Source organism: Bacillus sp. FJAT-27445, from assembly GCF_001510665.1.
In the GTDB taxonomy this organism is placed as follows: Bacteria; Bacillota; Bacilli; order Bacillales; family Cytobacillaceae; genus Bacillus_D.
Window position 1 is genome coordinate 83,106 of record NZ_LMTI01000005.1, and the last position, 25,453, is coordinate 108,558.

The window sequence follows — 25,453 nt, forward strand, 5'->3', positions numbered from 1 at the left end:
GATGAAATCAGAATAGAGGGAAAAGACTCTTTCAATGATTGTTGGTCTAGCATAACTTTAACCCCAGCAGTTTTTTTAGGGAATCCAATTAGAACGCCTGCCTCGGCAAATCCTTTTTAAAAAATATATCCCATTCCTGTATTAAGAGGTAATATTAGTTATTAAGGTAGAAAAGAATGGCAGGAGGAGAAGTAACGGTGGGAGGGCCAAAAAAAATTAGGATTGCAGTCAATGGGGGAATAGGGTTTGGAGCTAAACTTAACTCGAAGCAATTAATAACCATCGCTAAATATTTGGATGAAAACGAAGAATTGGAGCTAACGACATTCCAACAAATTTATATAGACATACCTGAAGAGAAACAAGCTGAAATAATGGAAGAATTCAATTCTGTGGGTTTATCCTGCTATCCTGTCGGGAACTTTGTAAAGAGCTTGAGGACCTGTAACTTTTGCAAAGGGGAAGAAGAAGAAGGAATGCCAGTTGCGAAGGAATTAAATCGCAGAATTGCTGGGAAAGCCGTCCCATTCACCTTAAAGGTCGCCTATACAGGATGTCCAGTTGGCTGCGGGGAACCGATGCTGAGTGATTTGGGTGTTATGAAAATGGGTGATCGGTTCAACCTCTATGTCGGAGGCAAGGCAAAGGGGAAAGATGCAGAAGTGGGAACATTGATAAAGGAGAACCTCACATCCGAGGAACTGTACGATGCTGTAGAAAAGATTATCGGGCTCTATTCGCAAATGGGCAAAAAACGCGAAGCATTTCATAAATTTTTAAAACGGATAGACAAAGGTCTAATAAGCTAACCCTTCAAGAAAACTAAATATTTCTCTAGTTGGAAGAAAGGCACCAGTAAATTCAGGAATGAATCTCGCTGGTGCCTTCATTATTATTTTGCTGATAGTTCGCTTTCTGTAACCCATTTATGATTTTTTACCGGTTCTCCACCGGTAGTCGGTATAAAGTCAACCATGTATACAGTCGTTTGTTGTGCAGAATCGATTGTTGCAGTTGCACCTTTCATCCCCTCCATATGGTCGGCCTTAAGTACAACTTCATCTCCGGCCTTGTACGGTGAGTCGCTTGCGTTTTGAATTTCTTCATGTATGACCCATTTATGATCTGTTACTTTTTCCCCCCCGGCAGTCGGTGTATAAGATACTGTGTACACAGTGGTATCGAACGCTCCTACGATGGTTGCCTCGGCGCCATTCATTCCTGGCATGTGGTCATCAGTAATAATCGCTTTACTTCCGACTTCATATTTAGGGGTCTCGGCTTCTTTCAAGCCTTCAGGGACTTCACCCGAACCTGAATGATTCATTCCTTCGTGCCCATTGTGTCCTCCACTCTCCTGTTTTTTCCCTTGCTCCTGTTCCGCATCCTCTCCTACATTTGTATTATTCTGTTTGTTTCCCTGATCATCGTTTCCGCAAGCTGCCAAAATTACAGAGAGAATCAGGGCCAGAAAAAATAATGTCACTTTTCTCAACATTTTCACCATAATTACCTCCTTAATGTATTTAACCTCATATTACCCACAATATTTGCAGAAATTGTGAAGGACGATTTGAAACTAAGTTTAATTACTTCGGAAAATAACAATTTCCAATATGAAGGGGGGCCAGTTAAAACAACCTAAAAAGGATGTCTAAGATAGACATCCTGTTTCCATTAGATTTTTGAAATCGTCATCATTCCAATGATTAGCCTAGACTCTAAATAACCGAAAAGGGGCCACTAAAAATCAAAAACTTCAAATTATAGTGGGACTATTCGCCTTCAGTACTCCATTTATACCCTACACCCCAGACGGTTTTCAGATGAACGTCGACTGGGAATCCAACCTTACGAAGTTTATCCCTAACGTTTCTAATATGGGAATCGATTGTCCTATCGTCCACATTAGAATTATAACCCCATACTGTGGATAATAAATGATCCCTCGTGAAAACCTTGTTTGGATGACCAACAAGCAAGCCTAAAAGAGTGAACTCCTTCGGGGTCAAAGAGATTAATTCATTTTTAAATGATGTACTATAAGATTCCTGATCCAGCTTCAATCCATTGAACGTCAAAAAGTCTTGGGAAGTATCCTTTGTCCTGCGCATTACTGCTTCCATTCTTGCAAGTAATTCTTTTTCGTTGAACGGTTTTGTCAGATAATCGTCCGCCCCAATTTTCAATCCCTTGACTACATCCTCTGTACTGTCACGGGCTGTAAGCATAATGATGGGCACATCATATGTCTCACGGATTTTTTTGCACGTGGCCAAACCGTCCATATCAGGCATCATGACATCCAAAATAACAAGGTTAACTTTTTTGTTTTCCAAATAATCGAGGGCTTCAGCCCCCGATTGTTTTTTTACACAGAAATAACCATTAGGAGTGATATATAAATCCAAAAGATCAAGCATCCTTTTTTCGTCATCAACTAATAAAATGGTTTTCACGCTGATTGCTCCCATAATACAATTTTGAAACAAGCCCCTTCTCCAGGTTTGCTTGTTACGGAAATTTCCCCATCATGAGCCTCAACAAGCTCTTTAACAATAGCCAACCCAAGACCGAAACCGCCTGTTGCCCTCGAACGCGATTTTTCTACTCGATATAAACGTTCAAAAATATAAGGCAAATCCTCTTCAGGTATACCAATGCCCTCATCCTCGATAACGATGTTCAGGCTTCCATTCTTCTTAAAGGCATTCAATTTGGTCGTTGTGTTTTCCTTTGAATATTTCAATGCATTGTCCAGTAAATTTATAAGAACCTGCTCAAAGCGTTTGGGATCGAAATAATAAAATAACCCATCTTGACAGTAAAGTTCTAACTTTATTCCTTTATTACGAAAAGCGGGCAATACCCTTTCATAAATGGTTTGTAAAAAAGGTCTGATTTGCACTCGTTCCTTCTGAATTGTAAAGGTGTTTTGGTCTAATCCGGCAAGTTCGAATAATTCTTTGACCAATTGGTTAAGGTTCTCGGATTCTTCATGGATGATTTCGAAAAAGTGCATCCTTTCCTCTTCTTTAAGCGAGGGTCTTCGTCCTATGTCAGAGTAGCCTTTAATATAGGTTAACGGGGTCCGCAATTCGTGGGATATACTAGCTAAAAATTCATTTCTTTCCTTCTTTAAATGATTCAAATCATTGGCCAAAGTTTGAATGGATTTTGATAGTTCCCCTATTTCGTCATTCCCCATGGCTGGCAAAGACACAGAGAAGTTGCCGTTGCTCAACTTCTTTGTTGCTTCTTTCATCTTTATTAGGGGCTTGGTAAGGAAACGGGATAAAATGAAAACTGTAATAACCATAAATAGCAGGATTAAAAGTGAAGCCCAAATAAAATGGCTATTTAGCTGCGAAATCATGGATTGAACCTGTTCGGTCGTTCTGAACATATATACGAAACCGCTTTTCCCATCTCTTGATTCGAAAGGAGAAATACTTGCAATATACTCATTATCCTCCAGGTCGTCTTGCAAAATCATTCCGTTTCGTGGAACATCGCCAAGGGGTTCCTTTATGATGGATTCCATGCTTGTATCAATATTGCCTGAAGATTCGATAATGGTGCCTTCTCTATCGATAATAACCACTTCGGTATCGGTTTTCGACTCCATTAACGCAATATGGTGCAGGGTAGCTTGATCCCTTGAAATTTCCAAAACATCCCGATGGCTATTTCCCCTTTCCCTAAGGGAATTAAGTTGCTGCATTGCATTGGAGCGAAGGACAAGGCGATGCAAATACATCATAGAAAAGGACTCAATAACCAAAATGCAAACAAATATCCATATCCCAAATTTAACAGATATTTTCATACTGGGCTCCCGGTGGTTTTTATTTGTAATAGTAATAGAAATATGTGAAGAAAATGTGCAGATGGGATAGTTAACACTATCTGAATGAAGATTTTAATGAATATTGCTACTGAACTTCTTTTTTTGCAAAATATATTTATTATATCATAACATTCCTTGCATTAATGGGGTGCAGCAAAGGGTTTGTAAGTAAGAAATATATTTTCGGAGATAGCTTGAATTACTTTCTTCTCGTCATCAAGCCACATATAATGAAGGTGAGGTGATAATATGTGCTTATCAAACGACAGCCACAATCTTAGGATGTACCCTGTAATTAACAAAATAATTGAGGAATCCACTTATCATGTGGTGGGGCTTGAAATCAGCGGAGGAACTGTTTTGGAATTTAATACGGGAGACACACAAGCGCTGAAACAATCAGACATCATAAAAAGTGTGATTTTATCAGATGGGGCGGGTATGCTATTTTCTGTTGCTCCCGACTTAACTGGCTTGAAATTTGCAAGCGGCAAAATATCATATGAAGAATATAAGAGGCTAAAGAAAAAAGCCGACAGACTAAGTTTCGGTTTGTTCGGAGGGATAGTAGCCTTCCTTTTTGCAACAGGATTTCTATTTTTAAAATTGTACTTAACATAAGGCTAAAAAGCACAAGATAAAAAAAGTTAGAGAATCCTGTTATGGACTCGCTAACTTTAGGGATAAATCCTTTTATGCAATCAACTGTCGGCATGCTTCTGCACACTTTAAGCAGGCTTCTGCACATTTCTGGCAATGGTCATGGTCATGTTTCCTGCACTCGTTTCCGCATGATTCACAAATCTTCGCACAAACTTCAGCCAATTCAGCAATAAATGGGGTTCCTCTCACGATTGCTTGCTCCAGGTAAGCACAGATATCCGCACACTCCCTATCCAAGCGGATGCACTCAGCCATCATTTTAACATCTTCCTCTTTCAGGCATGCATCATAACAACTATTGCATGCAACCATGCATTCGTGAAGTATTTCAATTAGTTTTTGGTGTTCATGTACCATATTTAATTTGTCTCCTCTCAAAATCTTTTCATTTTGGTTTTCCCTTTGCGTATGAAGGTTAAACAGGATTGTTGAAAACGGAGGACATGTAAGTGCTTAAAAGCAGGGGAGTATACAGGGACGTCAACATCTGTTGACATCTTTGCCAACAGATGATACTATTATCTCGAATTAAAGATAATTTAATTAAAGATAACTAACGACAGATATTTTTTTACGAAACAGAACAAAATAGTCCTATCTAACAAGGAGTGAAAAGATGAGTAAAAAAACAATGGGAATTCATCATATTACAGCTATTGTCGGCCATCCTCAGGAAAACGTAGATTTCTATGCAGGAATACTGGGCTTGCGTCTAGTTAAGCAAACCGTCAATTTTGACGATCCTGGTACTTATCACCTTTATTTTGGAAATGGCGGAGGGCAGCCTGGAACCATAATCACTTTCTTCCCGTGGGCAGGTGCATACAAAGGAAGAATCGGTGATGGCCAGGTAGGTGTAACTTCTTACGCGGTCCCTACAGGAGCCATGGAGTTTTGGGAAAAGAGGCTTGAAAAGTTTCATATTCCATTTAAGAAGACAGAGAGATTCGGTGAGAAATATCTGCAATTCGAGGACACCCATGGATTGCGTCTTGAGATTGTTGAAAGAGAACAAGGGGAATTAAACCAGTGGACTTTTGGCGAGGTTACTCCGGAAGTAGCCATTAAAGGGTTTGGCGGGGCGACTTTATTTTCCGCTCAGCCCGACAAAACGGCAGACTTGCTAGAAAGTGTTATGGGTCTTGAATTCGTTGGCAGTGAAGATGACTTCCTTCGCTTCCGCTCTTCAGCCGAAATTGGAAATGTAATTGACTTAAAAGCAACTCCAACTGGACGGGGACAAATGGGAGTGGGAACTGTCCATCACATTGCATGGAGGGCTATCGATGATGAGGACCAATTAGATTGGCAAACATATGTTGCCGCAAATGGATATGGTGTCACGCCTGTTCAGGACAGGAATTATTTCAATGCAATCTATTTCAGGGAACATGGTGAAATCCTTTTTGAGATCGCAACTGACCCTCCAGGATTTGCCCATGACGAATCACAGGAAACAATGGGCGGAAAATTGATGCTTCCTTCGCAGTACGAACAGTTAAGGGAGCGAATTGAACGGAAGCTTCTGCCGTTTGAAGTCAGGAATTTAGACTGATTAAAGGAAAAAGGATGATACGAGTGCATTCTATAGATCCGTCCAAGAATACCGAAAGAGAAAATTACAAGTTCCTTATCGGGAGTATCATACCCCGGCCTATTGCTTTCGTTACTACCTTATCAAAAGACGGCGTTCTGAATGGTGCACCCTTCAGTTACTTTAACATTGTTTCTTCCAATCCCCCGATGATATCCCTTTCGATTCAAAGGCAAGGCGGGAGACAGAAGGATACTGCAAGGAACATCATTGAATCCAAGGAATTTGTTGTCCATATCGTAGATGAGCAGAATGTTGAAAAAATAAACCAAACTGCGGCAAGCCTTCCTTCTGACCAAAGTGAAATCGAGGCTGCGAATTTAACACCGGTTAATAGTGTCAGAATTTCAGTTCCTGGAGTTAAGGAAGCCAAGATTAGGATGGAATGTCGATTGGAACGCAACCTGGAACTGGGTGATGATGTTTCGGTAGGGTGTGACATGATCATAGGGAGAGTTGTTCAATTCCATATTGAATCTGATATTTATAATAATGGGCGAATAGATCCAAAGGGCTTGGCTGCTGTAAGCCGGTTGGCAGGGACCAATTATGCGAAGATAGGTGAGATATTTTCAATTGAGCGGCCAGAATAGGTTCATTTACAAGCTCCGGATTGGAACTAGCCCTGCCGGGTATACTTTTTAAGAGAAAAGAATCAAAAGAAACCTTGCCATTTATGGAGGTTCGTGTTTTGGAGGGAGAAAAATGAAACATATATTTAACAGGGGAACAGATGTAACAAAACCGACTTTGCTTTTGCTTCATGGCACTGGAGGAAATGAATTGGACCTGCTTCCGCTTGCGGAAAGAATTGACGATGAGGCTTCTGTTTTGAGTGTCCGGGGGAATGTACTTGAAAACGGAATGCCGCGTTTCTTCAGGAGATTGGCAGAAGGTGTGTTTGATGAAGAGGACCTTGTTTTCCGAACCAAGGAACTAAATGAATTTCTCGATGAGGCGGCCAAGAACTATGAATTTGACCGAGACAACATTGTTGCCATTGGTTACTCGAATGGAGCCAATATAGCTGCAAGCTTATTATTCCATTACCAAAATACTTTGAAGGGCGCAATCCTTCATCACCCAATGGTACCGTTGCGGGGCTTGGAACTTCCCGATTTGTCAGGAAAGCCGGTGTTTATCGCCGCGGGAACAAATGATCCAATCTGTTCACCAATGGAATCGGCTGAACTCCAATCTTTACTGGAAAAGGCGAATGCAAAGGTTGAGGTTCATTGGGAGAATCGTGGGCATCAACTGACTGCGTCAGAAGTCGAGGCGGCTGCAGATTGGTATCGAAAGGGCTTTTGAATGAAAATAAATAATTAGGGTAATATATAAAAGGGTGATATTAAAATGGGTTTTTTATCCAGGTTATTTGGAAAATCAGGAAGTAAGGAGGAAGAAAAATTGTCGAATGTCAAACTAGCAGTCATTTTTTACAGCATGGGTGGTACAAACTTCCAACTTGCAAAGTGGGCTGAGGAAGGTGCCAGAGAAGCTGGGGCCGAAGTCAAGGTGTTCAAAGTACAGGAATTGGCTCCTGAATCCGTAGTACAGGGAAATGAAGTTTGGAAACGGACGTCAGAAGCAACAAAGGATGTTCCCGTTGTTACCTCTGACGATCTTGAATGGGCCGATGCCATTATCTTCAGCGTTCCAACAAGATTTGGAAATATGCCTTCTCAAATGAAGCAGTTCCTAGATACCCAGGGGGGACTATGGGCCACTGGCAAAACAGTTAACAAAGTTGTCAGTGCAATGACTTCTGCTCAGAATCCTCATGGTGGCCAGGAAGCAACAATTCTTTCCCTTTATACGTCCATGATGCACTGGGGCGCTATTATCGTACCACCTGGCTACACCGATCCAGTATTATTTGGAGCAGGCGGCAATCCATATGGAACCAGTGTCACAGTAGGTGAAGATGGAAAAATGAAAGATGCTTCCCAAGCAGAACCAGCAGTTAAACACCAGGCAAAACGTACTGTTACCGTTGCGGAATGGGTAAAAAAAGCTAATCAATAATGTAGTTAGGAGCTAATCAAATGATATTTGATTAGCTCTTTCTTTTACTATGGAATTATTTTTATATTAGGGAGGTGGAGGTTTTGAATGAAAAAAAGGCGGTTGGAGAAAAAGCTGTAGAATTTGTAAAGGAAGATATGGTAGTTGGATTGGGAACAGGCTCCACGGTTTTTTACACCGTAAGTTTACTCGGAAAGCTTGTTCAGCAGGGTTTCTCCATTATAGGAATACCAACTTCAAGCCAAACGGCAAAATTAGCAACCGAATTAAACATCCCTTTAACATCATTCGATGAAATAGATGAAATTGATATTGCTATTGATGGGGCCGATGAAGTCAGCAGGAGTTTTGATTTAATCAAAGGTGGCGGTGGTGCATTACTACGCGAAAAAATAGTTGCCAAATCCGCAAAGAAACTAATCATTGTGGCAGATTCCAGTAAATTGGTTGATCAATTGGGCTCTGCTGCTTTACCAGTAGAAATTGTCCCTTTTGGGGTGGAGGCGACGAAAAGGCATATTCAAAAAATAGGCATCCACCCCGAGTTAAGACTGAACAATGGCGCCCCTTTTGTGACGGATAACGGGAACTATATTTTGGACTGTATATGCCCAAAAATAATCGTACCAAGTGAATTGGAGAGTAATTTGAATATGATTCCAGGCGTAGTGGATAATGGGCTTTTTATAGGGATGGCTGACATGGTCATAACAGTCGATGAAAATAAGGAAGTCATAATTAAGAAGCGGGAGCAATGAGTTCATCAACGAAAAAGCCAACATCCATTGTTGGTGTTTTTTCATTGAGTCAAGAAATAAAAAAAAAAGGCACCTTTATAACTCTAGGTACCAAAATGAATTCATCATTTGCAGCATTTTTCACTTGATTCGCTGCCACAGCAGAGTTCCCCTCCGTTTTGATTATCTTCAACCTCTTTGATTTCTAATGCACAGCAATCAGCTTCAGAGTTCTGCCCTAGAAATTTTTTAATGAAGTTAAGCATTCGAATTCACCTCCTTTTAATTAATCGATTTAATATGCGTCTTAAACCAGGAAAAATACGAACCCTGAGACCGTACTCATCGTAATCACAGAAAGAATAAACGCGATGACAAGCTGTTTGCGGAAGATGGATTTTAATAGGACCACCTCCGGAAGGCTTGCACCGGCGGAAGAAATCATGAGCGCCATAACAGGGCCAAGAGCCATGCCTTTTGCAATCAAAATCTGGGAGATTGGAATCATACTTGATAATCGAATATACAAAGGAATACCGATGATGGCCGCTATTGGGATTAGCCACCATTTGTCCTGTCCGAACCATTCAGCGATATAGTGTGTTGGAACCAACCCATGAATCGCCGCCCCGATAAACGCTCCGATCAGAAGATAAGGGTAGACACTTTTCATGAGGGTAAGTGTTTCGCTCACCGCGTACTTCCAGTTGAATTTCTGGTTGGATTCTTGATATCCCTTCATGACAACATTCTTAACATACCGTTCAAACCCGAGTTTATCGAGCGTAAAGCCGATTACAATAGACAAGATAGAAGTGATTAACGTGTAGAGAACCGTTACTTTCCAGCCCATGACGACTCCCATGATTGTCAGGATAGTCGGATCCAGGACTGGCGAAGCGAATAGGAAGACCATTGTGATTGAAAATGGAATCTTGTTCTTCAGCATGTTCACGACAACTGGAATGGTAGAGCAAGAACAGAATGGTGTGATAAAAGCGAAAACGATGGCGATGATGCTTGCTGTGAATTTATTGCTGCCAGTCAGCTTCCTTTCTATTCTCTCATACGGGATATAGCCTTGAAGCAGGCTGATGGCAAAGCTGATAATGATAAAAAGGATGGTCAGTTCGGCCGCGATCCCAAGAAAACTATTCAAAAAATCCATCATAACTTAGCCTCCTATGCTTCGCACAAGCATGGGTGATCGTTAACCTGTGCTTGAGGCTTATTTTTTTTGAAAAAGTGAAAAAAGTTTTTTTCTTCCTTTAGAACGGAATACTTCCAGGCTTCCTTTGCGTTCTTTTCAATTTCCTGTTGTTTAAGTTCAACCATCAGTTGGATATCGTACATTGTCATTGCTTATTCCTCCTTAATCAAATAAAGTTGATTTTTTAATCAAAAAAAATTGATTTATAATCCAGCCTGAAGGCCTAACAGCACGTAGGCCTGAACAGGCAGCACAGCTCGGGTGACAGCAAGTGATTAATTTCCTTTTGGTTAATGGCGTAATAACTCCATGTTCCCTTCGTTTCCTTCAAAATAAGATCAGCGTCAAGCAGAATCTTCAAGTGGTACGACAGCTTTGATTGCTGCATATCGATCATGTCGGCTAAATCGCAAACACAGATTGATTCCTGCTGGCAGAGCAGGTTTAAAATCTGCAGCCTTTTTTGGTCAGCGAGTGCTTTGAACTTTTGCTCATAAGCAACGAAGCTATTTACCAATGATATATCGGTCAGCGGAATTGTCTTTTCCATTGTTATTCCCCTTTCATCAAATTTACTTGATATTTGTATTATAATTCCATGTTAGCCAGAATGCAACATATAAATCAAAAAAAATTGATGAAAAAATTTCTTGAGTATATAAGCAAATAGTTATATTTTAATAAAGATGAGGAAAGGAGCGAAATCATGGGGCATGTGAAACAAGATGTTGAAGATGTTTCCTTGGTATTCAAGTTGCTTGGGGACAAGACCAGGCTGACGATCATGGCTCTATTGTTTATCCGAGAGCTCTGCGTTTGCGAACTTCTTGAAGTTTTTGAAATGAGCCAACCCTCGATTAGCCAGCATCTTCGAAAACTGAAGGATGCGGGGCTAGTTAAAGAGGAAAGGAAAGGACAGTGGATTTTCTATTCTATTAATGAGGACAGTAAACATTATCCGTTAGTTGAAAACGTACTTCATTTCATACCGGAACAAACAGAAAAAATGGCGCAAATATTAAAAAGCAATCCAACAATGCGTTGTGGATGCTAGAATTTAATAGGATTAATTGGAGGTTTGAATTTGGTTTCATCACTGCTTGCTTCTTTAATTTTTTTAGTTACCCTCATAATGGTTATATGGCAGCCAAGAAATTTATCAATTGGATGGTCTGCATGCGGCGGTGCCATTCTTGCTTTGATTGTTGGAGTTGTTGACTTCAATGATGTGATCGATGTTACGCAAATCGTATGGAATGCAACATTCTCGTTCATTGCAATTATTATCATTTCTCTAATATTGGATGAGATTGGATTCTTTGAATGGGCAGCCTTGCATATGGCAAGGGGTGCAAAAGGAAATGGCATCAAAATGTTTGTGTACATTTGCATACTTGGAGCGTTGGTTGCCGCACTGTTTGCGAATGACGGGGCAGCACTTATACTCACTCCAATCGTACTTGCGATGGTTAGAAACCTGAATTTCGAGGAGAAGATGATCTTCCCTTTCATTATAGCAAGCGGCTTTATTGCGGATACAACTTCATTGCCCCTTGTGGTCAGTAACCTTGTGAATATTGTTTCCGCAGACTTTTTTGGAATTGGCTTTAATGAGTTTGCATCGAGAATGATCATACCGAATCTATTTTCATTATCGGCAAGCATCCTGGTGCTTTACCTCTACTTCAAAAAGAACATTCCCAAAAAATATGATCTTGGGCAGTTAAAGAAGCCAAAGGATGCTATACGGGATGAGAAAATGTTTCGCCTATCATGGGTTGTTTTATCCGTATTGCTTGCGGGTTATTTAATCAGTGAATTCTTGAATGCTCCTGTATCCATTATTGCAGGCATTGTTGCTATCTTCTTCTTGTTCATGGCTAGGAAAAGCAATGCTGTTAATACCAAAAATGTTGTAAAAGGGGCCCCTTGGGGTATCGTCTTTTTTTCAATTGGAATGTATGTTGTAGTCTATGGCTTAAGAAACGCCGGGCTTACCAACGTCCTGGCAGACCTAATTCAATGGACTGCAGACCATGGACTGTTCGCAGCAACCATTGGAATGGGATTTATCGCCGCCATCCTATCTTCGGTTATGAACAACATGCCAACAGTTATGATTGATGCCCTGGCCATTGCTGATACTGATACATCAGGAGTCATACGGGAGGCATTAATTTATGCCAACGTAATCGGATCAGACTTGGGTCCGAAAATCACACCGATTGGTTCCCTCGCAACATTGTTATGGCTCCATGTCCTCTCTTTAAAAGGAGTCAAGATCTCTTGGGGGACCTATTTTAAAACAGGAATAATATTGACGATTCCCACCCTTTTTATTACCCTGGCAGGGCTCTTTGTATGGCTTTTGATTATTTCTTAGAAAACAATCTAGAAAAGGAGTGAGTCACCATGGCGAAAAAAACGATTTATTTCTTGTGTACAGGGAATTCGTGCCGAAGCCAGATGGCTGAAGGATGGGCGAAAAAATATTTGGATAGCGATGAATGGGAAGTCAAAAGTGCCGGCCTGGAAGCACACGGCCTAAATCCAAATGCGGTGAAAGCGATGGGGGAAGCGGGAATTGATATTTCAAACCAAACTTCAGATGTCATAGACCTTGAAATCCTGAACAATGCGAACCTGGTTGTAACCCTGTGCGGCCATGCGGCAGACCATTGCCCGGTTACCCCTCAACATGTAAACAAAGAACACTGGGGATTTGATGACCCTGCGAAAGCTGAAGGAACCGATGAAGAAAAATGGGCATTTTTTCAGCGTGTTCGTGATGAAATCGGGGAGAGAATCAAAATATTCGCTGAAACAGGCAAATGAATAGAGATGCAAAAAGCTCAGAATAGATCTGAGCTTTTTTTGTATTTTGTCCAAAAACCCACTGGATTGAAATTCACACTATTTCATCCATGTATTTTAGATAAGCCGGTCATTTCATAGAAATTTCAGCCAAGCTAATCCAAAGAAATAAAAAGGTGCTTTTCTAAAGTGGTTCCACATGTACATGGACATCATATACACCATGCTCTTCCATCATTATTTTCTCAACAAGGGTTGCGATATCATGAGCCTCTTTGATTCCAAGCGTAGAATTTACAAGAATCACGCAATCAATGACCTCATTATTCCCGTAATTTCGTCCCTTGATTTCTTTGATGCCTTTCACATCTTTAACGTTTAAAATAATTTCTTTGTAGAGCTGAAGCTTTGTTTCATCAAAACCATCCGATAGTTCGTGTGAAGCTTGTCTGAAAATATCCCAGGCAGTTTTGCAAATCAAAAAACCTACGACCATGGCTGTTACAGTGTCAAGCCAAGGCATGTTCAGCTGTGATCCGAAAATACCAATTGCCGCACCGATACTGACCCAGGCATCCGATAGGTTATCTTTCGCTGCAGCCGCAACTGAATTGCTATTAATTTTCATCGCCAGCTTATTATTGTACCGATATACAAAATACATCGCCAGCGCAGAAACAAGTGCTACATAAGCTGCGATAATATCCGGGGATTCCGTCCGACTTTGAAACATTGAAGTGAATCCGTTACTCAGCACCTGGATTCCCACAGCAGCCATGATGAAGGAAGCTACCATTGAAGCAATGGTCTCGCTTTTCCAGTGGCCATATTTGTGATTTTCATCTGCCGGCTTTTGTGAAATTTTCAGCCCGATCAGCACAGCGACGGAGGCTATGATATCGGTTGTATTATTTAGCCCGTCCGCTTTTAGGGCGGCAGACTCGCTCATATACCCAATTATCAGCTTCAAACAGGAGAGTACGAGGTAGGCCGCTATGCTTATGATGGCCCCGCGTTCCCCGAGTTTTAAATCTCTATATCTCTGTTCTTCCACCGAACCCATCCCCTCCTAAAAAACTCCTCCATAACCATAACATCCAGTATCCGTGTGGGTCTAGGGCAAGATTTTTGTGTGTTTTTAACTAAATAAGGCATGGTAAAGAAAGTTAACCTGAAGAAAAAGTGCGGAGGAACTCCTTAAGAGGCGCTCAACGCCTGATATGACAGAGGACATGTTCCAAAGAACTATGGGACTTGAATTCATTGGCCTTGCCAAATGAAAAAAGCCAACTGCAATTGTTGGCTTTTTAATATTTTTTTACACACGCTATTCGGCCATTTTCTTTGTGTACAGCCTTTCCAATATATGAATCATATAGAGGAAGTGGTCGGCTTCCCGTATAAAATGGTCTGCCAATAATGGTAATAACATTGCGCTCTTTTCATACTGGTCTAGATTTTCTGCCCTAACCGTTTAAGCATGCTCTCAATAAACAGGCGGCAGCGGGGGAGATCTGTATCCTGTGGCGCAAGTTCAACCTTCAATGTCGCGGCAAGCGTTGTCTTAACGAACAGCATATCCCTGAAAGCATCCACAGCCCCGCAAAAGTGAGGATAAAAGCTATCTCCGGTTCCGGCAATTCCGGTAATAACGTGCTTTAAGTCCTGCAGTTCAATTGCTTCATAGACAGTTTGCATAGGGGATGGGATTTCTCCGCTTCCCCAAGTGTACGTTACGATGACGATGGCATCGAAGTCCTTCAGTTTTTTGAGTGGAAATTGGCTTGTTTTACAAAAGAGAGGGGAAATGCCGTATTGGTAAAAAGCATACTGCAAGCTTTCCGCCAGATCTCTTGTATTTCCTGTTACGGATTCGTAGACGATTCCAATTTTGTAATCATAATTCGTCAAAGCCATTTGACTGGGTAACTTTCGTATACGTACGCGATTTTTGTTCGAAAAAATCAGACTTTGTCTCATTGATCATTTCGTCACTGAAGACATGGATCCAGGGCATTGAATTGTCCCTGTCCTCATAGAGGTTTTTTAAACCCAGCTGGCGGAGGCGCTTATTGGCCAAATACTCGACATAGCCCTCAAATTCAGCCAGGTTAATCCCGTTTATATCCTTCAGGATTGCGGCAGCCCATTCTTTTTCCAGCTCCACTGCTATACTTATTGCTTCGTAAATATACTGGACATTTTTTTCGGTATTAAGGTCTGGATTTTCTGTGAGGAGAATCCGGATGAATTGTGAAATAAAATAGGCATGCTGCATTTCATCCCGCTGGATATAGCTGATCATCGTGCTCGTCTTCAGCATCTTTTGATGGCGGGCAAGATTATAGAAAAATGCAAACCCCGCATAAAAATAGATACCCTCCAGTATTATTGAGTTTACCCCAAGCTCCAGCAAATACTGAGGGGAAGGATTTTGGCGGAATTGTTCATAGGCATTCAAAATTTGCCTGTTTCTTTTTTGAACAATTGGATCTGCCTTTGCTTCATTGAATCTTTTATTCTGTTCACTCACTGGCACCAATGAACTCAAAATATAGGAATACGATTCGTTATGGACGGCTTCCTGCTGGGAAATAACCGCAAATATCGCTTTGAAACTGGAATCAGTTACATAGTCCATTACTTGGCTCATCGTCGGGGTTTGCAGGCTGTCTAGAGAGGCAAGCTGAGTGTTAACCCGAAGGAAAATATCCTGTTCGACAGCCGAAAGTGAATCCCATTGCTTGATATCATCCTGCATATTAATCTCCTGGGCTTTCCAGAAGTTTGACAGCAGTGTCTGGTATAGATCATACATTTGCGGATAGGCGATGTCATTCCAATTGAGCAGTCCTGATGACTGGCCGTTAATGATTCCAGTTGAGCGATTGGGCTCATCGTGGTTTAATAAGTTGCTTTTCTTCAAGGGTGCATAAATCTCCATCATCGTTCTCCTTTCGTTGAAACAAAAGAATTTTAAAAATTTGTCTAGCTCCACAAGGAACGCTACGGCAGCAAAGCATCGCACGAAGGAAAAGTGTTCTTCTTTTCCGAGGAGCGCCCAGCGCCTAGTGTACTTCGGTCCCCTCGCTACGATAAGTCAACATCGATTCGCTTTCGCTCATCGTGTTTCCTTTATCCCACCGTTAAGGGATAGTAAGCCCTAAAGGGCAACTATCCCTAAAGGTCCGATTCGTGAGATACAGTGAAACTTGCCGCTGGGTTTTTCAGCGGCATAGTTGAACCAATCGGAATCGTAATGCCGCTTGGCCGGCGCGAAGGCGGCGGGTTTAGCGGCAGTAGATTCGGACTAACCATCAGCGGAAAACCACCGCTGATGGAAGTTTCACTTTATCTCCATCGGGGCCCTCCAGTCCATACGGCGCTAAACGGGCGCTTGCGCTTTTCTACCTAGCTATGGCACGCTTCACATTCCTGGATTTCTTCCTGTGATGTACTCCTTACATAGTAAGTGGTCTTTAGGCCCTGTTCCCATGCCTCCAAATGCAGGTTCAAAAGCTCTTTTGCTTTAATGTCGTGCCGTACATAGAGATTGAAGCTGATTGACTGGTCGATATGCCGCTGCCGTTTTGCATTTTGCCGGATGCTCCATACCTGGTCGAGTTCATGCCTTGCGCGCAGGTAAAAATTATAGGTGATATGGTTCAGGTCTGGAGCTGTCACTTTGAATTTGAAATTTTTCTTTTCCTCCGCGTATTCAACGGAATAAAGAGGGTCGATTCCATCCGTTGAGCCGCCGATTTTGGCTGTCGAGGAGTTTGGCGCAACTGCCATCAGCCACCCATTGCGGACTCCATGTTCCTGGACTTCAACCTTCAGTTCCCTCCAGCGGCTGGAAGAGTAATTCCTCCGCTCAAAGTATTTTCCCGTTTCCCATTCGGATCCATGGAATTTGCTGTAGGAGCCTTTTTCCTTTGCAAGTTCCATGGAGGCGCGAATTGTACAGTAGGCAATGTCTTCATAGAGCTTATCGGCATATTCAACAGCGTCGCCGCTTTCCCAGTGGATTCCCCTGAGGGCGAGGAGGTGGTGCCACCCGAATGTGCCAAGCCCAACCGCCCTGAATTTTTGGTTCGTCTGCTGGGCCTGGCCAACAGGAATGGTATTTAAATCGATTGCATTGTCTAGCATTCTTACTTGAATTGTAATCAACCTATCTAGTACTTCTGCCGGAACGGCTTTTGATAGATTGATGGAGGATAGGTTGCAGACGACAAAATCACCTGGCCTGCGGACGATCACAATGTCTCCATCCTTGTTAAAAAATTCTTTTACAATCGAGGTAGGGGACATATTTTGCGCAATTTCAGTGCATAAATTGCTGCAATAGATCGAAGTCCTGCCTTCCCCGGAAAGGTGTTTGTTCGGGTTTTGCCTGTTCACTTCATCCCTGTAAAACATATAGGGGGTGCCTGTTTCAAGCTGTGCGACCATAATCCTTGCCATAATATCCATCGCCCGGTACGTTTTCCTCGGCAAAAGCGGATTGTTTACCGCTTCGTAATATTTTTCAGTGAACAACCTTCTGTCCTTTTCATCATAAAAGTCCTCTAGGCCAAGCGAATGCCCATCTCCATCGTACCAGCCCATTAGCTGCTTCACCTGGTAAGGGCAAAAGGTGTGCCATTCGCCAATGCTTCTGCCGTTTTCGTCGGTTTCCAGCAGCTTTTCCATGAAAAGGTCCGGAATTGCTACCCCAGTAAAAATATCGTGAGCCTTCCTTCTTTCGTCGCCGTTGTTCGTTTTTAAATCGAGGAATCCATTCATGATATCTTTATGGAAAATATCAAGGTAAATAGCGATGGCGCCTTGCCTTTGCCCAAGCTGGTCGACGCTGACGGCAGTATCGTTGATTAGCCTTATCCACGGCACTACACCGGAAGACATGCCTTTGAAACCTTTAATATCGGAACCAAGGGCACGTACTTTTCCAAAATAAATGCCGATTCCGCCGCCATCCTTGCTTAAGCGCGCGATATCCCAATTGTTCAGGTAAATGCCATCAAGCGAGTCCTCAACCGTGTCAATAAAACAAGATGAAAGCTGACCGTAGTTTTTCCCCGCATTGGAGAGGGTAGGGGTAGCAACAGTCATATATAAATTGCTCATCGCCCAATAGGCCTCTTTGACAAGTTCGAGCCTTTTCGCTTTGTCTTCTTGCATCATCAGCGTCATGGCAATGACCATAAACCGTTCCTGCGGGAGCTCGAATAGATTACGTGCATAGTCTCTGGCAAGATAACGATCCGCAAACAAAAATAATCCTATGTAGGTAAAAAGCTTGTCTCTTGCCGGCTCTATCTCCCGTGATAACTCATCAATCTCTTCTTTTGAATAAGAGTTTAAAAGAGATGGGGAATAAATCTTCATTTCGGTAAGTTTCGTTATCAGGCTGTAAAAGCTGCCGTATTTCAACTCGCTAGAATAACTACGGGTTTCAGCCGCTTCCCTGTATAATTGCTCCAGGTAAATTCGGGCGGCAACGAATGTCCAGTCCGGCTGGTCAATGGTGATATTGTTCAACGCGTAATACAAAGCCTGCTGGCCGGCTTCATTTTCGGAAGCCTCCAATTCTATCAAGTTATCTTTTATCTGTGAACAGTCCAAACCATACTCTTCAGCCGTTTCTTCAAGAGCCTGCAATATGCTTGAATTCCCAGCTTGTAGTTGTTTTCCCATCATCATCCCTCCAAAAAAATAAATAAAAAAATCCGCTCATGAACTGAGCGGATGAAACGATCACATCAAAAGGAGGGAAGAGATACTGAAGCAATAACCTGCCTTCTGATTGCCATCGTTTCATCTTCCCAATCCCCGAGGAAGTGAAACAGCTTAAGAGAGGACAGGTCTCCTGACTCATGCGTCATCCTACTCTGGACCCTTCCCTTACAGGCACCTTTTTAAAGCACGTTGTAAAGTGGTTTGTCCATTTCGTCTGCATTTACAGTTGCGGGGGCAGTTCCGGATTCTCACCGGATTCCCTATTAAGCCTAACGGCATCCAATCTCAAGGCAATACTATATATAGTTATATCGATTTGGTTTTGTATCAATATATTGAATATGTTCTCTATGGTATCTGAATCACTCCTGGTTGGCAAGCAAAAAATATTTTCTTTTTTAAAAATGCGTTTTAAACCAGCGCCTGAACTGTCTTATTAATGAAGACACCTTCGAAGGGAAAATGCATTCAAAACTGTCTTCATTACCTTGATGAATTATGCCCTTCTTTTGAAAAGTGCAGTCCAAAGACCATTTACGCCAAAAAGCCCTTCATCCTCGTTCGCTTGCTTCATTTTCCTCAATTCAACAGCCTCAAAGTCCCGAAAAACATATCTTATTTTTTCTTCTGTAAATCCGAGGCCTCCCTGCATCGTCCGGAGCTTGTATACCTCGAGGTCTGAAAGAGAAGAACCGCCAAGTTCCCCGCCTTCGACAAAGCAGGTAAGACCAAAGTGTCCTCCCGGCTTCAATGCATTTGCAACCAGCTCAAGGTAGCCCATTCTCCGATGCGGGGGAATGTGATGAAAACACCCGGAATCATAAACAAAATCATAGCTTCCATCTACTAAGTTAAATTCAAAAATATTGCCAAGAATGAAATTCACATCGGTTCTATGTTGTCTGGCCCTTTCCATTCCCCATTCCAAAGCTTCACGAGACGAATCAATCGCATCTACTTGGTACCCCATTTGGGCAAGAAAAAAAGCGTTACGCCCAGGGCCGCAGCCAAGTTCAAGCACAGTCCCGGGAGTTATAAGCCCTTTTTTAAAATAGCCTACGAGATTTTCATCAGGAAGATTCCTGAAAAAAGGGACGTTCCGATCCCGATTGGCATAAAACTCGTCCCAATTGAACTTGGATTCCTCTCTTAACAGCTCATCAAGCATGAAAAGAAGTTCATCGTTGCTTGAGATTATTGTTGCCATCAACATCACCACTTTCCGAATCGTATACTATTCCATTCTACCTTTAACACTATTAATTTCCATTACAGTGTTATTAAGGGAATATTAATAATTCTAATCTACCCTAAGCGGAGGGGGAGGACAAATAAAACTTTTAGTGTATATGCTGGCTCGTTTTTACGGTTTTAGGATCATTCTAATGTGATTGTCTTTTGAATAAAAAGAATGGCTTAGGAATGCTGGAAGCCATGCTAAATGAGGTGGCCAATTTTATATTTTATTATAATTTATTACAAATATTACAAATATGACAAACGGTTTTGAGGCTATTTCACTGTACGGCTCTAGTGGAAGAAAGGAGGGGGCAACTATCTATCATAGGTAAATGTACTTGGATGATAGGAGTTGATTTTACGAGAAATGGTTCAATCGTTTAGTACAAGGCTATTTGCCGTGGCGTATACATACAGTACATCCTGTAAAAGAACTGAACAAGGAGGGGAAGGTTTAAACGAAAGCTACGATTAACCTCTAAAAAGAGAGGATTGCATAGGTAATGGGCACTGAAGTGTTCGTAACGATTATTTCTTTTATTTTGACAATGCTTTTTATATTCTGGAGGCCTAAAGGATTAAATGAAGCAATTCCTTCAACAATCGGGGCACTGGCAGTAGTCTTTTGGGGAAATATCACTCTGGCAAACTTAATGGATATTAGCTCGAAGGTAAGTGGTGCGGCGATTACCATCATATCAACCATTGTCATGGTGCTTGTACTAGAGAGTGTCGGTTTCTTTACATGGTCGATTGCGGTCCTTTCAAATCTTGCGCGGGGAAATGGCAGAAGATTGTTTTGGCTGACGAATCTATTTTGCTTCCTGATGACCGTTTTCTTCAATAATGATGGAAGCATTCTTATCACCACTCCAATTTTAATACTTCTATTAAAAAAGCTTAAACTGAAAAGGCGCCAGAAAATCCCCTACCTTTTAAGCGGAGCCTTAATTGCAACCGCTTCAAGTGCACCCATAGGAGTAAGCAATATCGTCAACCTTATTGCCTTGAAAATAATAGGGATGGATCTTTATCTTCATACGCTACTCATGTTTGTTCCAGGAATACTTGGGTTACTATTTTTAACTGCGCTCCTTTATCTTGTATTCAAAAATGACATTCCCCTTAAAATAGTGCATATCACCCTGACAAGTGATTTAAAAGAACACCACTATCATCCGCTTCAGGATAATCCTTTAGCATCGGAACATAAAAAGCAAAAGAAAATCATGATTGGAATTTTGATGTTTGTCTTTTTAATAAGAGTGGGCCTCTTTATTGCTTCCTATGTTGGTATTCCAATGGAAATAATCGCAGTCCTTGGCTCGGTTCTTCTTTTGGGGTGGAGGTGGATTTACCTGAAGGTGCCCCCTGGGGATATGGCTGCAAAGACGCCCTGGCATATTTTAATCTTTGCATACACAATGTATATTTTGATTTATGGCCTTCATAATATAGGGCTGACTGACATCCTTATCGTCCATCTCCATGGATGGGTAAATGAAAGCCTATTCCACGCCAGTTTAGTAATGGGTGGTACCCTTTCAATTATTTCAAACATATTCAATAATCACCCAGCCTTGATGATAGGTACATTGGCGCTTACAAATATGGGGTTGGATCCAATCACCGTAAAGACTGTTTATCTAGCAAATATCATTGGAAGTGATATAGGAGCGTTATTCCTTCCAATCGGAACGCTGGCAACATTAATGTGGATGCATATTTTGAAAAAAGGAAAGGTTGCAATCAGCTGGGCGGAATATATTCGTGTCACGGTCAGGGTTATCCCTGCAACCGTTCTGTTTACCCTGGTAATTTTATATCTGTGGATTGAGCTTGTATTTAATGGAAAGTCACTCTAATGAAAGTTGAATGGGAACATTACTACGCAAGGGGCATTGCCTGCACGGTGTTCCTTTTTCCCTTTTGAACGCCTTAAAGCCTGCCCTCCACACGTAGGACAGGTTTAAGGTGCATTTTATAAAAATTATGGCCAGTGAATCATTTTAATATGAGGTACTTTCCAGTAGATGGTTTCTCCGCTTGCAATATTTAATTCTGCTATATTATCATGGATCAGTTTTAACAGTCCGATTTTTTTGGGATGGTCGCCCAGATCGAATACAACCAATTTTCCTTCAAGCTTTTTTAGCTGCTCCTCAAATGAGCGCTGCAATGGGATGCTGACAGGTTTTACGGGCAGTTCTTCGTTTGGAAGTGTATAAGGAGTTGAATTGGTTTGATAGGGTGTAAGCCATTTTAAATGATTTAACGAGATTAACATCGTTTTGTAAATAGGAGAGTAGAAGACAAAATAATCATTTAGCACGCTAAGGATATATCCATGAATGGACTTGTTGCCTGTTACAAAAATTTCAATAAATTTACCTTTGGCATTGGTAAGTGTCTTACGATAAGAAATTGATTTTGTTTCTTCGATTATAGGCATTTCAGGAGGTTCACCCTCATATTCAAGTTCAATCTGATCATCTGGCCGTAAATTATGAATATGTGAAAAAGGAATATACAAATAATCCTTCCCATTAAATAGAACAATAATGTCCTGGCCTATATCGATAAGAATCCCCTGAAATAATGTCTTTCCAGAAATCTCAATTTCTAGCTTTTGCCCTTTTAAGGCTAAAACATTTTTCACTTTTAATTCCCCTTTTCACCAAAGAGAGGGCAGTTGGCAGGCTCTCTATAGTATAAACTCCAAGAAATATCTTATGGGCATTCTCATAAGTGCTCCAGGCATTCCGCATAATTGAAATGCCTGGACTGTATGAACAGGGGTTATCTCGGCTTCCAAATATAATCGATCGTTTTAATAACTTTTTCGAAGTGATGGTCCATACAACTGCTTGAAGAGCTGCTTGAAGTTCTTCGGGAAGTTCTTCCGGAAGTTCTTCCGGAAGTTTTTCTGCCTGAACTTTTATGGTTCTTTTGGCCGCTTTGGATTGACATGGTTTCATCGGAGGATTCGAATTCTTCGTTTTCTTCATTTTCTTCATTGGATGATTTTTGATGGGACTGTTTTGTTTTTTTAAAGGAGCCTTTTGGGCCGCAGCTTATGTTTTTAATATGAAAGGGATTGATTCTTAAAACCTCATCATTATTGACAATTGTATAATGGCCACCCATTCCCTGGACGAGTACCCCTTCAACCGCTTGAGGCCCTCCCCTATTGATAGAAACCCATTTATGGCTCATCTTTTCGAATAAATCATGGAAATTATCTGCTTCAATAAATTCTGGAATGAGGACTTCCTGCCGGTCCTTTTCCCTTTGTTTGTGGTTCGATTCACTGATGCTCTTAATGTGGTGGATATTGTAATATACGACTCCATCATCCTCGGTCAATAAGGCGATATAGGAACCTGAAACGGCCAGCACCATGCCACTCTTGGATTCCGGGCCTCCAAGGTTCATTTGTGCGTGTTTCCTGATAAAATGTTGCATTAATGCGTTGAAGCTTCCAGCACTATGAAACTCACAAGTATCAGGTTCTTCCTCATGGAAACGGTGCATGGAATTGGACTTGGTATTTTCACTGACACTTTGGAGATGTTCGGTACGGTAATAAACGATGGAAGGCTTTTTCTTATTCTTGTCCTTTTCCTTATCCTTATCCTTATTCTCATCCTTATCCTGGGCTTGGAGGCAGATATAGTCTGATTGAACATCCATTAATCTTCCTTTTTTACTTTCAGGGCCGCCCTTATACACTTGCACCTCCTGGCCAACTAGTGATCTTAGAAAGGAGTGATAGGAATCCAAGGGAGATGATTCCGAAGAATGTTTATTTTTTTTTCTTTCCATTTAATTTATTTCCTCCTTGTCATTTATCCATAGGGGATAGATATACTCCATATATACGTAACCTAGTATTGTGATGCATGAAGAATTGGCCTATTTAAATAAAACTTTGCCTTCTGCCTATTAAAGGTCATGTATATGAGTTTTTAGGTAGTTGTGCCTGTCGTTTAGAAACTGGAGGATGAATTCAGGCTCCTTGTCAAAAATGTCAATCCGGTCACGTACATAAGGGTCCTGGTTTAAAAAGGGTCGGATGGAAGAGTGAAGGGTTTGAATCTGGGGTTCAATTGATTCTTTCGTAAAATTTTCATCTAATATCTTCCGCATTATACTAGCATATTGCTTTCTGAATTTATCGATGTTCAATAGCCTTGCCGTCAAAGTATTAAAGCCTTCGATACGAAGATAGTCATATCTCATCTCCTCACCATTAATATCCCTTCCCCATGTGGCATCATAATCCCAAGGGAGTATTTCAAAAAGGCCGGTCCTTTCATTGCGATAGAGGGCATAATTATGGACAAATCCATCAAAATTTTGTGTACAGATTACACCAGCCAACCATTTAAAATATTGTTCAATATTCAAGTGTTTAGGAATAATCGTTTCAAACTCCTGTTTTCCCGTTGTATTCAAAAGGTAGATAAATTCAGCCAGGATAAGCGTATCGCTTTTTAATCCTGTTTTTCTTTCATAACCCGCGTAAAGATCATCTTTTACCTCATTATCGATAGGGCTAATTAATGAAAAATTGGCATCATCATTAATTGCATAAAAAATTGGGCCTTGGGGAAGTCCGCGTTTTTTTAAAAAGTTATGGTCGACCGATTCCAATTGAAGATAGACTCCCTCTGTTTTTCCATTGATTGATAGAAGGACATGCTTGGATGAAGGTGACAGGCAGCCAATGTTTGAAAAAAAATCGAGGGAAAGTTTATTGCGAATCAATGAAGGATCCTTATATTCAGCGTTTAAATGGAGTTCGTTGATTCCCTTGAAATTGAAAAGTGAGATATGATACGACTTCTTAATAAACTCCCTGATATGTGAACCTCTATAGGAAAGGTCAATTTCAACTCTTTTTTTATTGATTTTCAAGGACGCAGGAACGGGTTCATCGTTCCAGATATCTGACTTTAGCTCCTTTAGATCAATAGGGTTAATATAAATTTCAAATTTAGGTAAATTCATCGCTAGCCCTCCTTTTGCATTCTCTAAATCGTATGTCCCCACTCAAAAAGAAGTTCTTTAGACTAGAGTATATTTTTATAAAAACAGTATGTTTGTCTATGCAAAGAAATATCTAAAACGTACATTGTAATACAGGATGAAGAAGGAAATGCACTTCTTCTACTGATAATTGATTGGAGGGTTAGTTATGAAAAAGTTAGGGGGAAAGGATATCCAGCAGGCTGTTAGGGATATTACATCTCGCGGCATGGATGATTTTTTGCATCAGGAACCCGTAGCTAATAAAAGATCACGGCGTTCTTGCCGAAAAAGCAGTGTAGCGGGAACTGGCCGTCATCGTAAATCTTGCCGTTCACACGGACCAGGGCACCACCGTAAATCCTGCCGTTCTCACGGACCAGGGCACCACCGTAAATCCTGCCGTTCTCATGGACCAGGCCGTCACCATAAAAAGCGCCATCATCACAGGACCGGCCGCCGCCGCACAACCGGGCGTGTTGGAGGAACGGGTCGCCGCCGGAGAACGTGCCGCACACGCGGAACGGGCCGTCAACGCACAACCG

Annotated in this window: 29 protein-coding genes and 1 riboswitch; of the genes, 12 read left to right on the forward strand and 17 right to left on the reverse strand. The window is 41.5% G+C overall.

Going from position 1 to position 25,453, the window contains the following annotated elements; genetic code table 11:
* The first annotated feature begins 197 nt into the window (after positions 1 to 197).
* Positions 198 to 809 (forward strand): nitrite reductase, encoded by a 612-nt coding sequence (locus AR337_RS15030; protein ID WP_253701796.1) that lies wholly within the window; start codon positions 198 to 200, stop codon positions 807 to 809.
* Positions 810 to 892: 83 nt separating this feature from the next.
* Here AR337_RS15030 and AR337_RS15035 read toward each other — a convergent pair whose 3' ends face one another.
* From AR337_RS15035 to AR337_RS15045, 3 genes are all read right to left on the reverse strand, one after another.
* Positions 893 to 1,507 carry a YdhK family protein gene (locus AR337_RS15035; protein ID WP_059172840.1) on the reverse strand — a complete coding sequence of 205 codons (615 nt, stop codon included), beginning with the start codon at positions 1,505 to 1,507 and terminating at the stop codon, positions 893 to 895.
* A gap of 268 nt (positions 1,508 to 1,775) precedes the next feature.
* Complete coding sequence (locus tag AR337_RS15040) at positions 1,776 to 2,459, reverse strand: response regulator transcription factor (RefSeq protein WP_059172841.1); 684 nt, start codon at positions 2,457 to 2,459, stop codon at positions 1,776 to 1,778.
* Positions 2,456 to 3,829: a HAMP domain-containing sensor histidine kinase gene (locus AR337_RS15045; RefSeq protein ID WP_059172842.1), complete on the reverse strand. Its 1,374-nt coding sequence runs from the start codon at positions 3,827 to 3,829 to the stop codon at positions 2,456 to 2,458. The genes AR337_RS15040 and AR337_RS15045 overlap by 4 nt, the downstream gene beginning before the upstream one ends.
* A 381-nt stretch (positions 3,830 to 4,210) precedes the next feature.
* Between AR337_RS15045 and AR337_RS15050 the strand changes: the two genes are divergently transcribed.
* On the forward strand, positions 4,211 to 4,471 hold the full coding sequence (locus tag AR337_RS15050) for a hypothetical protein (protein ID WP_156424414.1): 261 nt from the start codon (positions 4,211 to 4,213) through the stop codon (positions 4,469 to 4,471).
* Positions 4,472 to 4,543: 72 nt separating this feature from the next.
* Here the strand turns inward: AR337_RS15050 and AR337_RS15055 are convergent, their stop codons facing one another.
* Positions 4,544 to 4,870 (reverse strand): four-helix bundle copper-binding protein, encoded by a 327-nt coding sequence (locus AR337_RS15055; protein WP_059172844.1) that lies wholly within the window; start codon positions 4,868 to 4,870, stop codon positions 4,544 to 4,546.
* Positions 4,871 to 5,129: 259 nt separating this feature from the next.
* Between AR337_RS15055 and AR337_RS15060 the strand changes: the two genes are divergently transcribed.
* The 5 genes from AR337_RS15060 to rpiA all read left to right on the forward strand — a co-directional run bounded on the left by AR337_RS15060 (position 5,130) and on the right by rpiA (position 8,893).
* On the forward strand, positions 5,130 to 6,068 hold the full coding sequence (locus tag AR337_RS15060; RefSeq protein ID WP_059172845.1) for a ring-cleaving dioxygenase: 939 nt from the start codon (positions 5,130 to 5,132) through the stop codon (positions 6,066 to 6,068).
* Positions 6,069 to 6,091: 23 nt separating this feature from the next.
* A complete protein-coding gene (locus AR337_RS15065; RefSeq protein WP_059172846.1) occupies positions 6,092 to 6,700 on the forward strand; it encodes a flavin reductase family protein in 609 nt (202 codons plus the stop codon).
* 112 nt (positions 6,701 to 6,812) lie between these two features.
* A complete protein-coding gene (locus AR337_RS15070) occupies positions 6,813 to 7,418 on the forward strand; it encodes an alpha/beta hydrolase (RefSeq protein WP_059172847.1) in 606 nt (201 codons plus the stop codon).
* A gap of 99 nt (positions 7,419 to 7,517) precedes the next feature.
* Positions 7,518 to 8,135 (forward strand): NAD(P)H:quinone oxidoreductase, encoded by a 618-nt coding sequence (gene wrbA, locus AR337_RS15075; RefSeq protein WP_059173279.1) that lies wholly within the window; start codon positions 7,518 to 7,520, stop codon positions 8,133 to 8,135.
* Positions 8,136 to 8,218: 83 nt separating this feature from the next.
* Positions 8,219 to 8,893, forward strand: coding sequence for a ribose-5-phosphate isomerase RpiA (rpiA, locus tag AR337_RS15080; RefSeq protein ID WP_059172848.1), 675 nt, complete (start codon positions 8,219 to 8,221; stop codon positions 8,891 to 8,893).
* 104 nt (positions 8,894 to 8,997) lie between these two features.
* On the opposite strand, the gene AR337_RS23215 is transcribed toward rpiA, so the two are convergent.
* The 4 genes from AR337_RS23215 to AR337_RS15090 all read right to left on the reverse strand — a co-directional run bounded on the left by AR337_RS23215 (position 8,998) and on the right by AR337_RS15090 (position 10,632).
* On the reverse strand, positions 8,998 to 9,138 hold the full coding sequence (locus AR337_RS23215; RefSeq protein WP_156424415.1) for a hypothetical protein: 141 nt from the start codon (positions 9,136 to 9,138) through the stop codon (positions 8,998 to 9,000).
* 41 nt (positions 9,139 to 9,179) lie between these two features.
* A complete protein-coding gene (locus tag AR337_RS15085) occupies positions 9,180 to 10,040 on the reverse strand; it encodes a permease (RefSeq protein WP_216637390.1) in 861 nt (286 codons plus the stop codon).
* Positions 10,041 to 10,054: 14 nt separating this feature from the next.
* A complete protein-coding gene (locus AR337_RS23220; RefSeq protein ID WP_156424416.1) occupies positions 10,055 to 10,231 on the reverse strand; it encodes a hypothetical protein in 177 nt (58 codons plus the stop codon).
* 74 nt (positions 10,232 to 10,305) lie between these two features.
* Positions 10,306 to 10,632: a metalloregulator ArsR/SmtB family transcription factor gene (locus AR337_RS15090; RefSeq protein WP_059172850.1), complete on the reverse strand. Its 327-nt coding sequence runs from the start codon at positions 10,630 to 10,632 to the stop codon at positions 10,306 to 10,308.
* Positions 10,633 to 10,788: 156 nt separating this feature from the next.
* On the opposite strand from AR337_RS15090, the gene AR337_RS15095 reads away from it, so the two are divergent.
* Genes AR337_RS15095 through arsC form a run of 3 tightly spaced genes read left to right on the forward strand, consistent with a single transcriptional unit; the run spans position 10,789 to position 12,917 of the window.
* The gene (locus AR337_RS15095; protein ID WP_059172851.1) at positions 10,789 to 11,136 is read left to right on the forward strand and encodes a metalloregulator ArsR/SmtB family transcription factor; all 348 of its coding nucleotides are present in this window, start codon (positions 10,789 to 10,791) and stop codon (positions 11,134 to 11,136) included.
* A gap of 30 nt (positions 11,137 to 11,166) precedes the next feature.
* On the forward strand, positions 11,167 to 12,465 hold the full coding sequence (locus AR337_RS15100; protein WP_059172852.1) for an arsenic transporter: 1,299 nt from the start codon (positions 11,167 to 11,169) through the stop codon (positions 12,463 to 12,465).
* A 29-nt stretch (positions 12,466 to 12,494) separates the two neighbouring features.
* Positions 12,495 to 12,917 (forward strand): arsenate reductase (thioredoxin), encoded by a 423-nt coding sequence (arsC, locus tag AR337_RS15105; protein ID WP_059172853.1) that lies wholly within the window; start codon positions 12,495 to 12,497, stop codon positions 12,915 to 12,917.
* 163 nt (positions 12,918 to 13,080) lie between these two features.
* On the opposite strand, the gene AR337_RS15110 is transcribed toward arsC, so the two are convergent.
* The 3 genes from AR337_RS15110 to AR337_RS15120 all read right to left on the reverse strand — a co-directional run bounded on the left by AR337_RS15110 (position 13,081) and on the right by AR337_RS15120 (position 15,840).
* Positions 13,081 to 13,950, reverse strand: a complete 870-nt coding sequence (locus AR337_RS15110) for a cation diffusion facilitator family transporter (protein WP_059173280.1) — start codon at positions 13,948 to 13,950, stop codon at positions 13,081 to 13,083.
* Positions 13,951 to 14,348: 398 nt separating this feature from the next.
* The gene (locus AR337_RS15115; protein ID WP_059172854.1) at positions 14,349 to 14,813 is read right to left on the reverse strand and encodes a flavodoxin domain-containing protein; all 465 of its coding nucleotides are present in this window, start codon (positions 14,811 to 14,813) and stop codon (positions 14,349 to 14,351) included.
* Positions 14,794 to 15,840, reverse strand: a complete 1,047-nt coding sequence (locus tag AR337_RS15120) for a ribonucleotide-diphosphate reductase subunit beta (protein ID WP_059172855.1) — start codon at positions 15,838 to 15,840, stop codon at positions 14,794 to 14,796. The genes AR337_RS15115 and AR337_RS15120 overlap by 20 nt, the downstream gene beginning before the upstream one ends.
* 261 nt (positions 15,841 to 16,101) lie before the next feature.
* On the opposite strand from AR337_RS15120, the gene AR337_RS15125 reads away from it, so the two are divergent.
* Positions 16,102 to 16,311, forward strand: a complete 210-nt coding sequence (locus tag AR337_RS15125) for a hypothetical protein (protein WP_059172856.1) — start codon at positions 16,102 to 16,104, stop codon at positions 16,309 to 16,311.
* On the opposite strand, the gene AR337_RS15130 is transcribed toward AR337_RS15125, so the two are convergent.
* Complete coding sequence (locus AR337_RS15130) at positions 16,308 to 18,596, reverse strand: ribonucleoside-diphosphate reductase subunit alpha (protein WP_059172857.1); 2,289 nt, start codon at positions 18,594 to 18,596, stop codon at positions 16,308 to 16,310. The two genes, AR337_RS15125 and AR337_RS15130, sit on opposite strands and share 4 nt — an antisense overlap.
* A 144-nt stretch (positions 18,597 to 18,740) precedes the next feature.
* A riboswitch (cobalamin riboswitch) is annotated at positions 18,741 to 18,936 on the reverse strand.
* A gap of 198 nt (positions 18,937 to 19,134) precedes the next feature.
* Positions 19,135 to 19,845 (reverse strand): class I SAM-dependent methyltransferase, encoded by a 711-nt coding sequence (locus tag AR337_RS15135; RefSeq protein WP_059172858.1) that lies wholly within the window; start codon positions 19,843 to 19,845, stop codon positions 19,135 to 19,137.
* A gap of 535 nt (positions 19,846 to 20,380) precedes the next feature.
* Here AR337_RS15135 and AR337_RS15140 point away from each other — a divergent pair.
* Positions 20,381 to 21,742: an arsenic transporter gene (locus tag AR337_RS15140; RefSeq protein WP_059172859.1), complete on the forward strand. Its 1,362-nt coding sequence runs from the start codon at positions 20,381 to 20,383 to the stop codon at positions 21,740 to 21,742.
* A gap of 125 nt (positions 21,743 to 21,867) precedes the next feature.
* Here AR337_RS15140 and AR337_RS15145 read toward each other — a convergent pair whose 3' ends face one another.
* The 4 genes from AR337_RS15145 to AR337_RS15160 all read right to left on the reverse strand — a co-directional run.
* Positions 21,868 to 22,536 (reverse strand): hypothetical protein, encoded by a 669-nt coding sequence (locus AR337_RS15145; RefSeq protein WP_059172860.1) that lies wholly within the window; start codon positions 22,534 to 22,536, stop codon positions 21,868 to 21,870.
* Positions 22,537 to 22,676: 140 nt separating this feature from the next.
* Positions 22,677 to 23,702: a hypothetical protein gene (locus tag AR337_RS15150; protein ID WP_059172861.1), complete on the reverse strand. Its 1,026-nt coding sequence runs from the start codon at positions 23,700 to 23,702 to the stop codon at positions 22,677 to 22,679.
* Positions 23,703 to 23,822: 120 nt separating this feature from the next.
* A complete protein-coding gene (locus tag AR337_RS15155) occupies positions 23,823 to 24,890 on the reverse strand; it encodes a CotH kinase family protein (RefSeq protein WP_059172862.1) in 1,068 nt (355 codons plus the stop codon).
* A gap of 278 nt (positions 24,891 to 25,168) precedes the next feature.
* Positions 25,169 to 25,453 (reverse strand): hypothetical protein (locus tag AR337_RS15160; RefSeq protein ID WP_216637386.1); only part of this gene is annotated, 285 nt, incomplete at its 5' end.

Coding starts and splice junctions, on each gene's coding strand:
- AR337_RS15150 (WP_059172861.1), bottom strand. CDS start 23,702: ATGGAAAGAAAAAAAAATAAACATTCTTCGGAATCATCTCCCTTGGAT.
- AR337_RS15035 (WP_059172840.1), bottom strand. CDS start 1,507: ATGGTGAAAATGTTGAGAAAAGTGACATTATTTTTTCTGGCCCTGATT.
- arsC (WP_059172853.1), top strand. CDS start 12,495: ATGGCGAAAAAAACGATTTATTTCTTGTGTACAGGGAATTCGTGCCGA.
- AR337_RS15090 (WP_059172850.1), bottom strand. CDS start 10,632: ATGGAAAAGACAATTCCGCTGACCGATATATCATTGGTAAATAGCTTC.
- AR337_RS15095 (WP_059172851.1), top strand. CDS start 10,789: ATGGGGCATGTGAAACAAGATGTTGAAGATGTTTCCTTGGTATTCAAG.
- AR337_RS15085 (WP_216637390.1), bottom strand. CDS start 10,040: ATGGATTTTTTGAATAGTTTTCTTGGGATCGCGGCCGAACTGACCATC.
- AR337_RS15135 (WP_059172858.1), bottom strand. CDS start 19,845: ATGGCAACAATAATCTCAAGCAACGATGAACTTCTTTTCATGCTTGAT.
- AR337_RS15140 (WP_059172859.1), top strand. CDS start 20,381: ATGGGCACTGAAGTGTTCGTAACGATTATTTCTTTTATTTTGACAATG.
- AR337_RS15130 (WP_059172857.1), bottom strand. CDS start 18,596: ATGGGAAAACAACTACAAGCTGGGAATTCAAGCATATTGCAGGCTCTT.
- AR337_RS15070 (WP_059172847.1), top strand. CDS start 6,813: ATGAAACATATATTTAACAGGGGAACAGATGTAACAAAACCGACTTTG.
- AR337_RS15155 (WP_059172862.1), bottom strand. CDS start 24,890: ATGAATTTACCTAAATTTGAAATTTATATTAACCCTATTGATCTAAAG.
- AR337_RS15115 (WP_059172854.1), bottom strand. CDS start 14,813: ATGGCTTTGACGAATTATGATTACAAAATTGGAATCGTCTACGAATCC.
- AR337_RS15055 (WP_059172844.1), bottom strand. CDS start 4,870: ATGGTACATGAACACCAAAAACTAATTGAAATACTTCACGAATGCATG.
- AR337_RS15045 (WP_059172842.1), bottom strand. CDS start 3,829: ATGAAAATATCTGTTAAATTTGGGATATGGATATTTGTTTGCATTTTG.
- AR337_RS15060 (WP_059172845.1), top strand. CDS start 5,130: ATGAGTAAAAAAACAATGGGAATTCATCATATTACAGCTATTGTCGGC.
- AR337_RS23215 (WP_156424415.1), bottom strand. CDS start 9,138: ATGCTTAACTTCATTAAAAAATTTCTAGGGCAGAACTCTGAAGCTGAT.
- AR337_RS15120 (WP_059172855.1), bottom strand. CDS start 15,840: ATGGAGATTTATGCACCCTTGAAGAAAAGCAACTTATTAAACCACGAT.
- AR337_RS23220 (WP_156424416.1), bottom strand. CDS start 10,231: ATGACAATGTACGATATCCAACTGATGGTTGAACTTAAACAACAGGAA.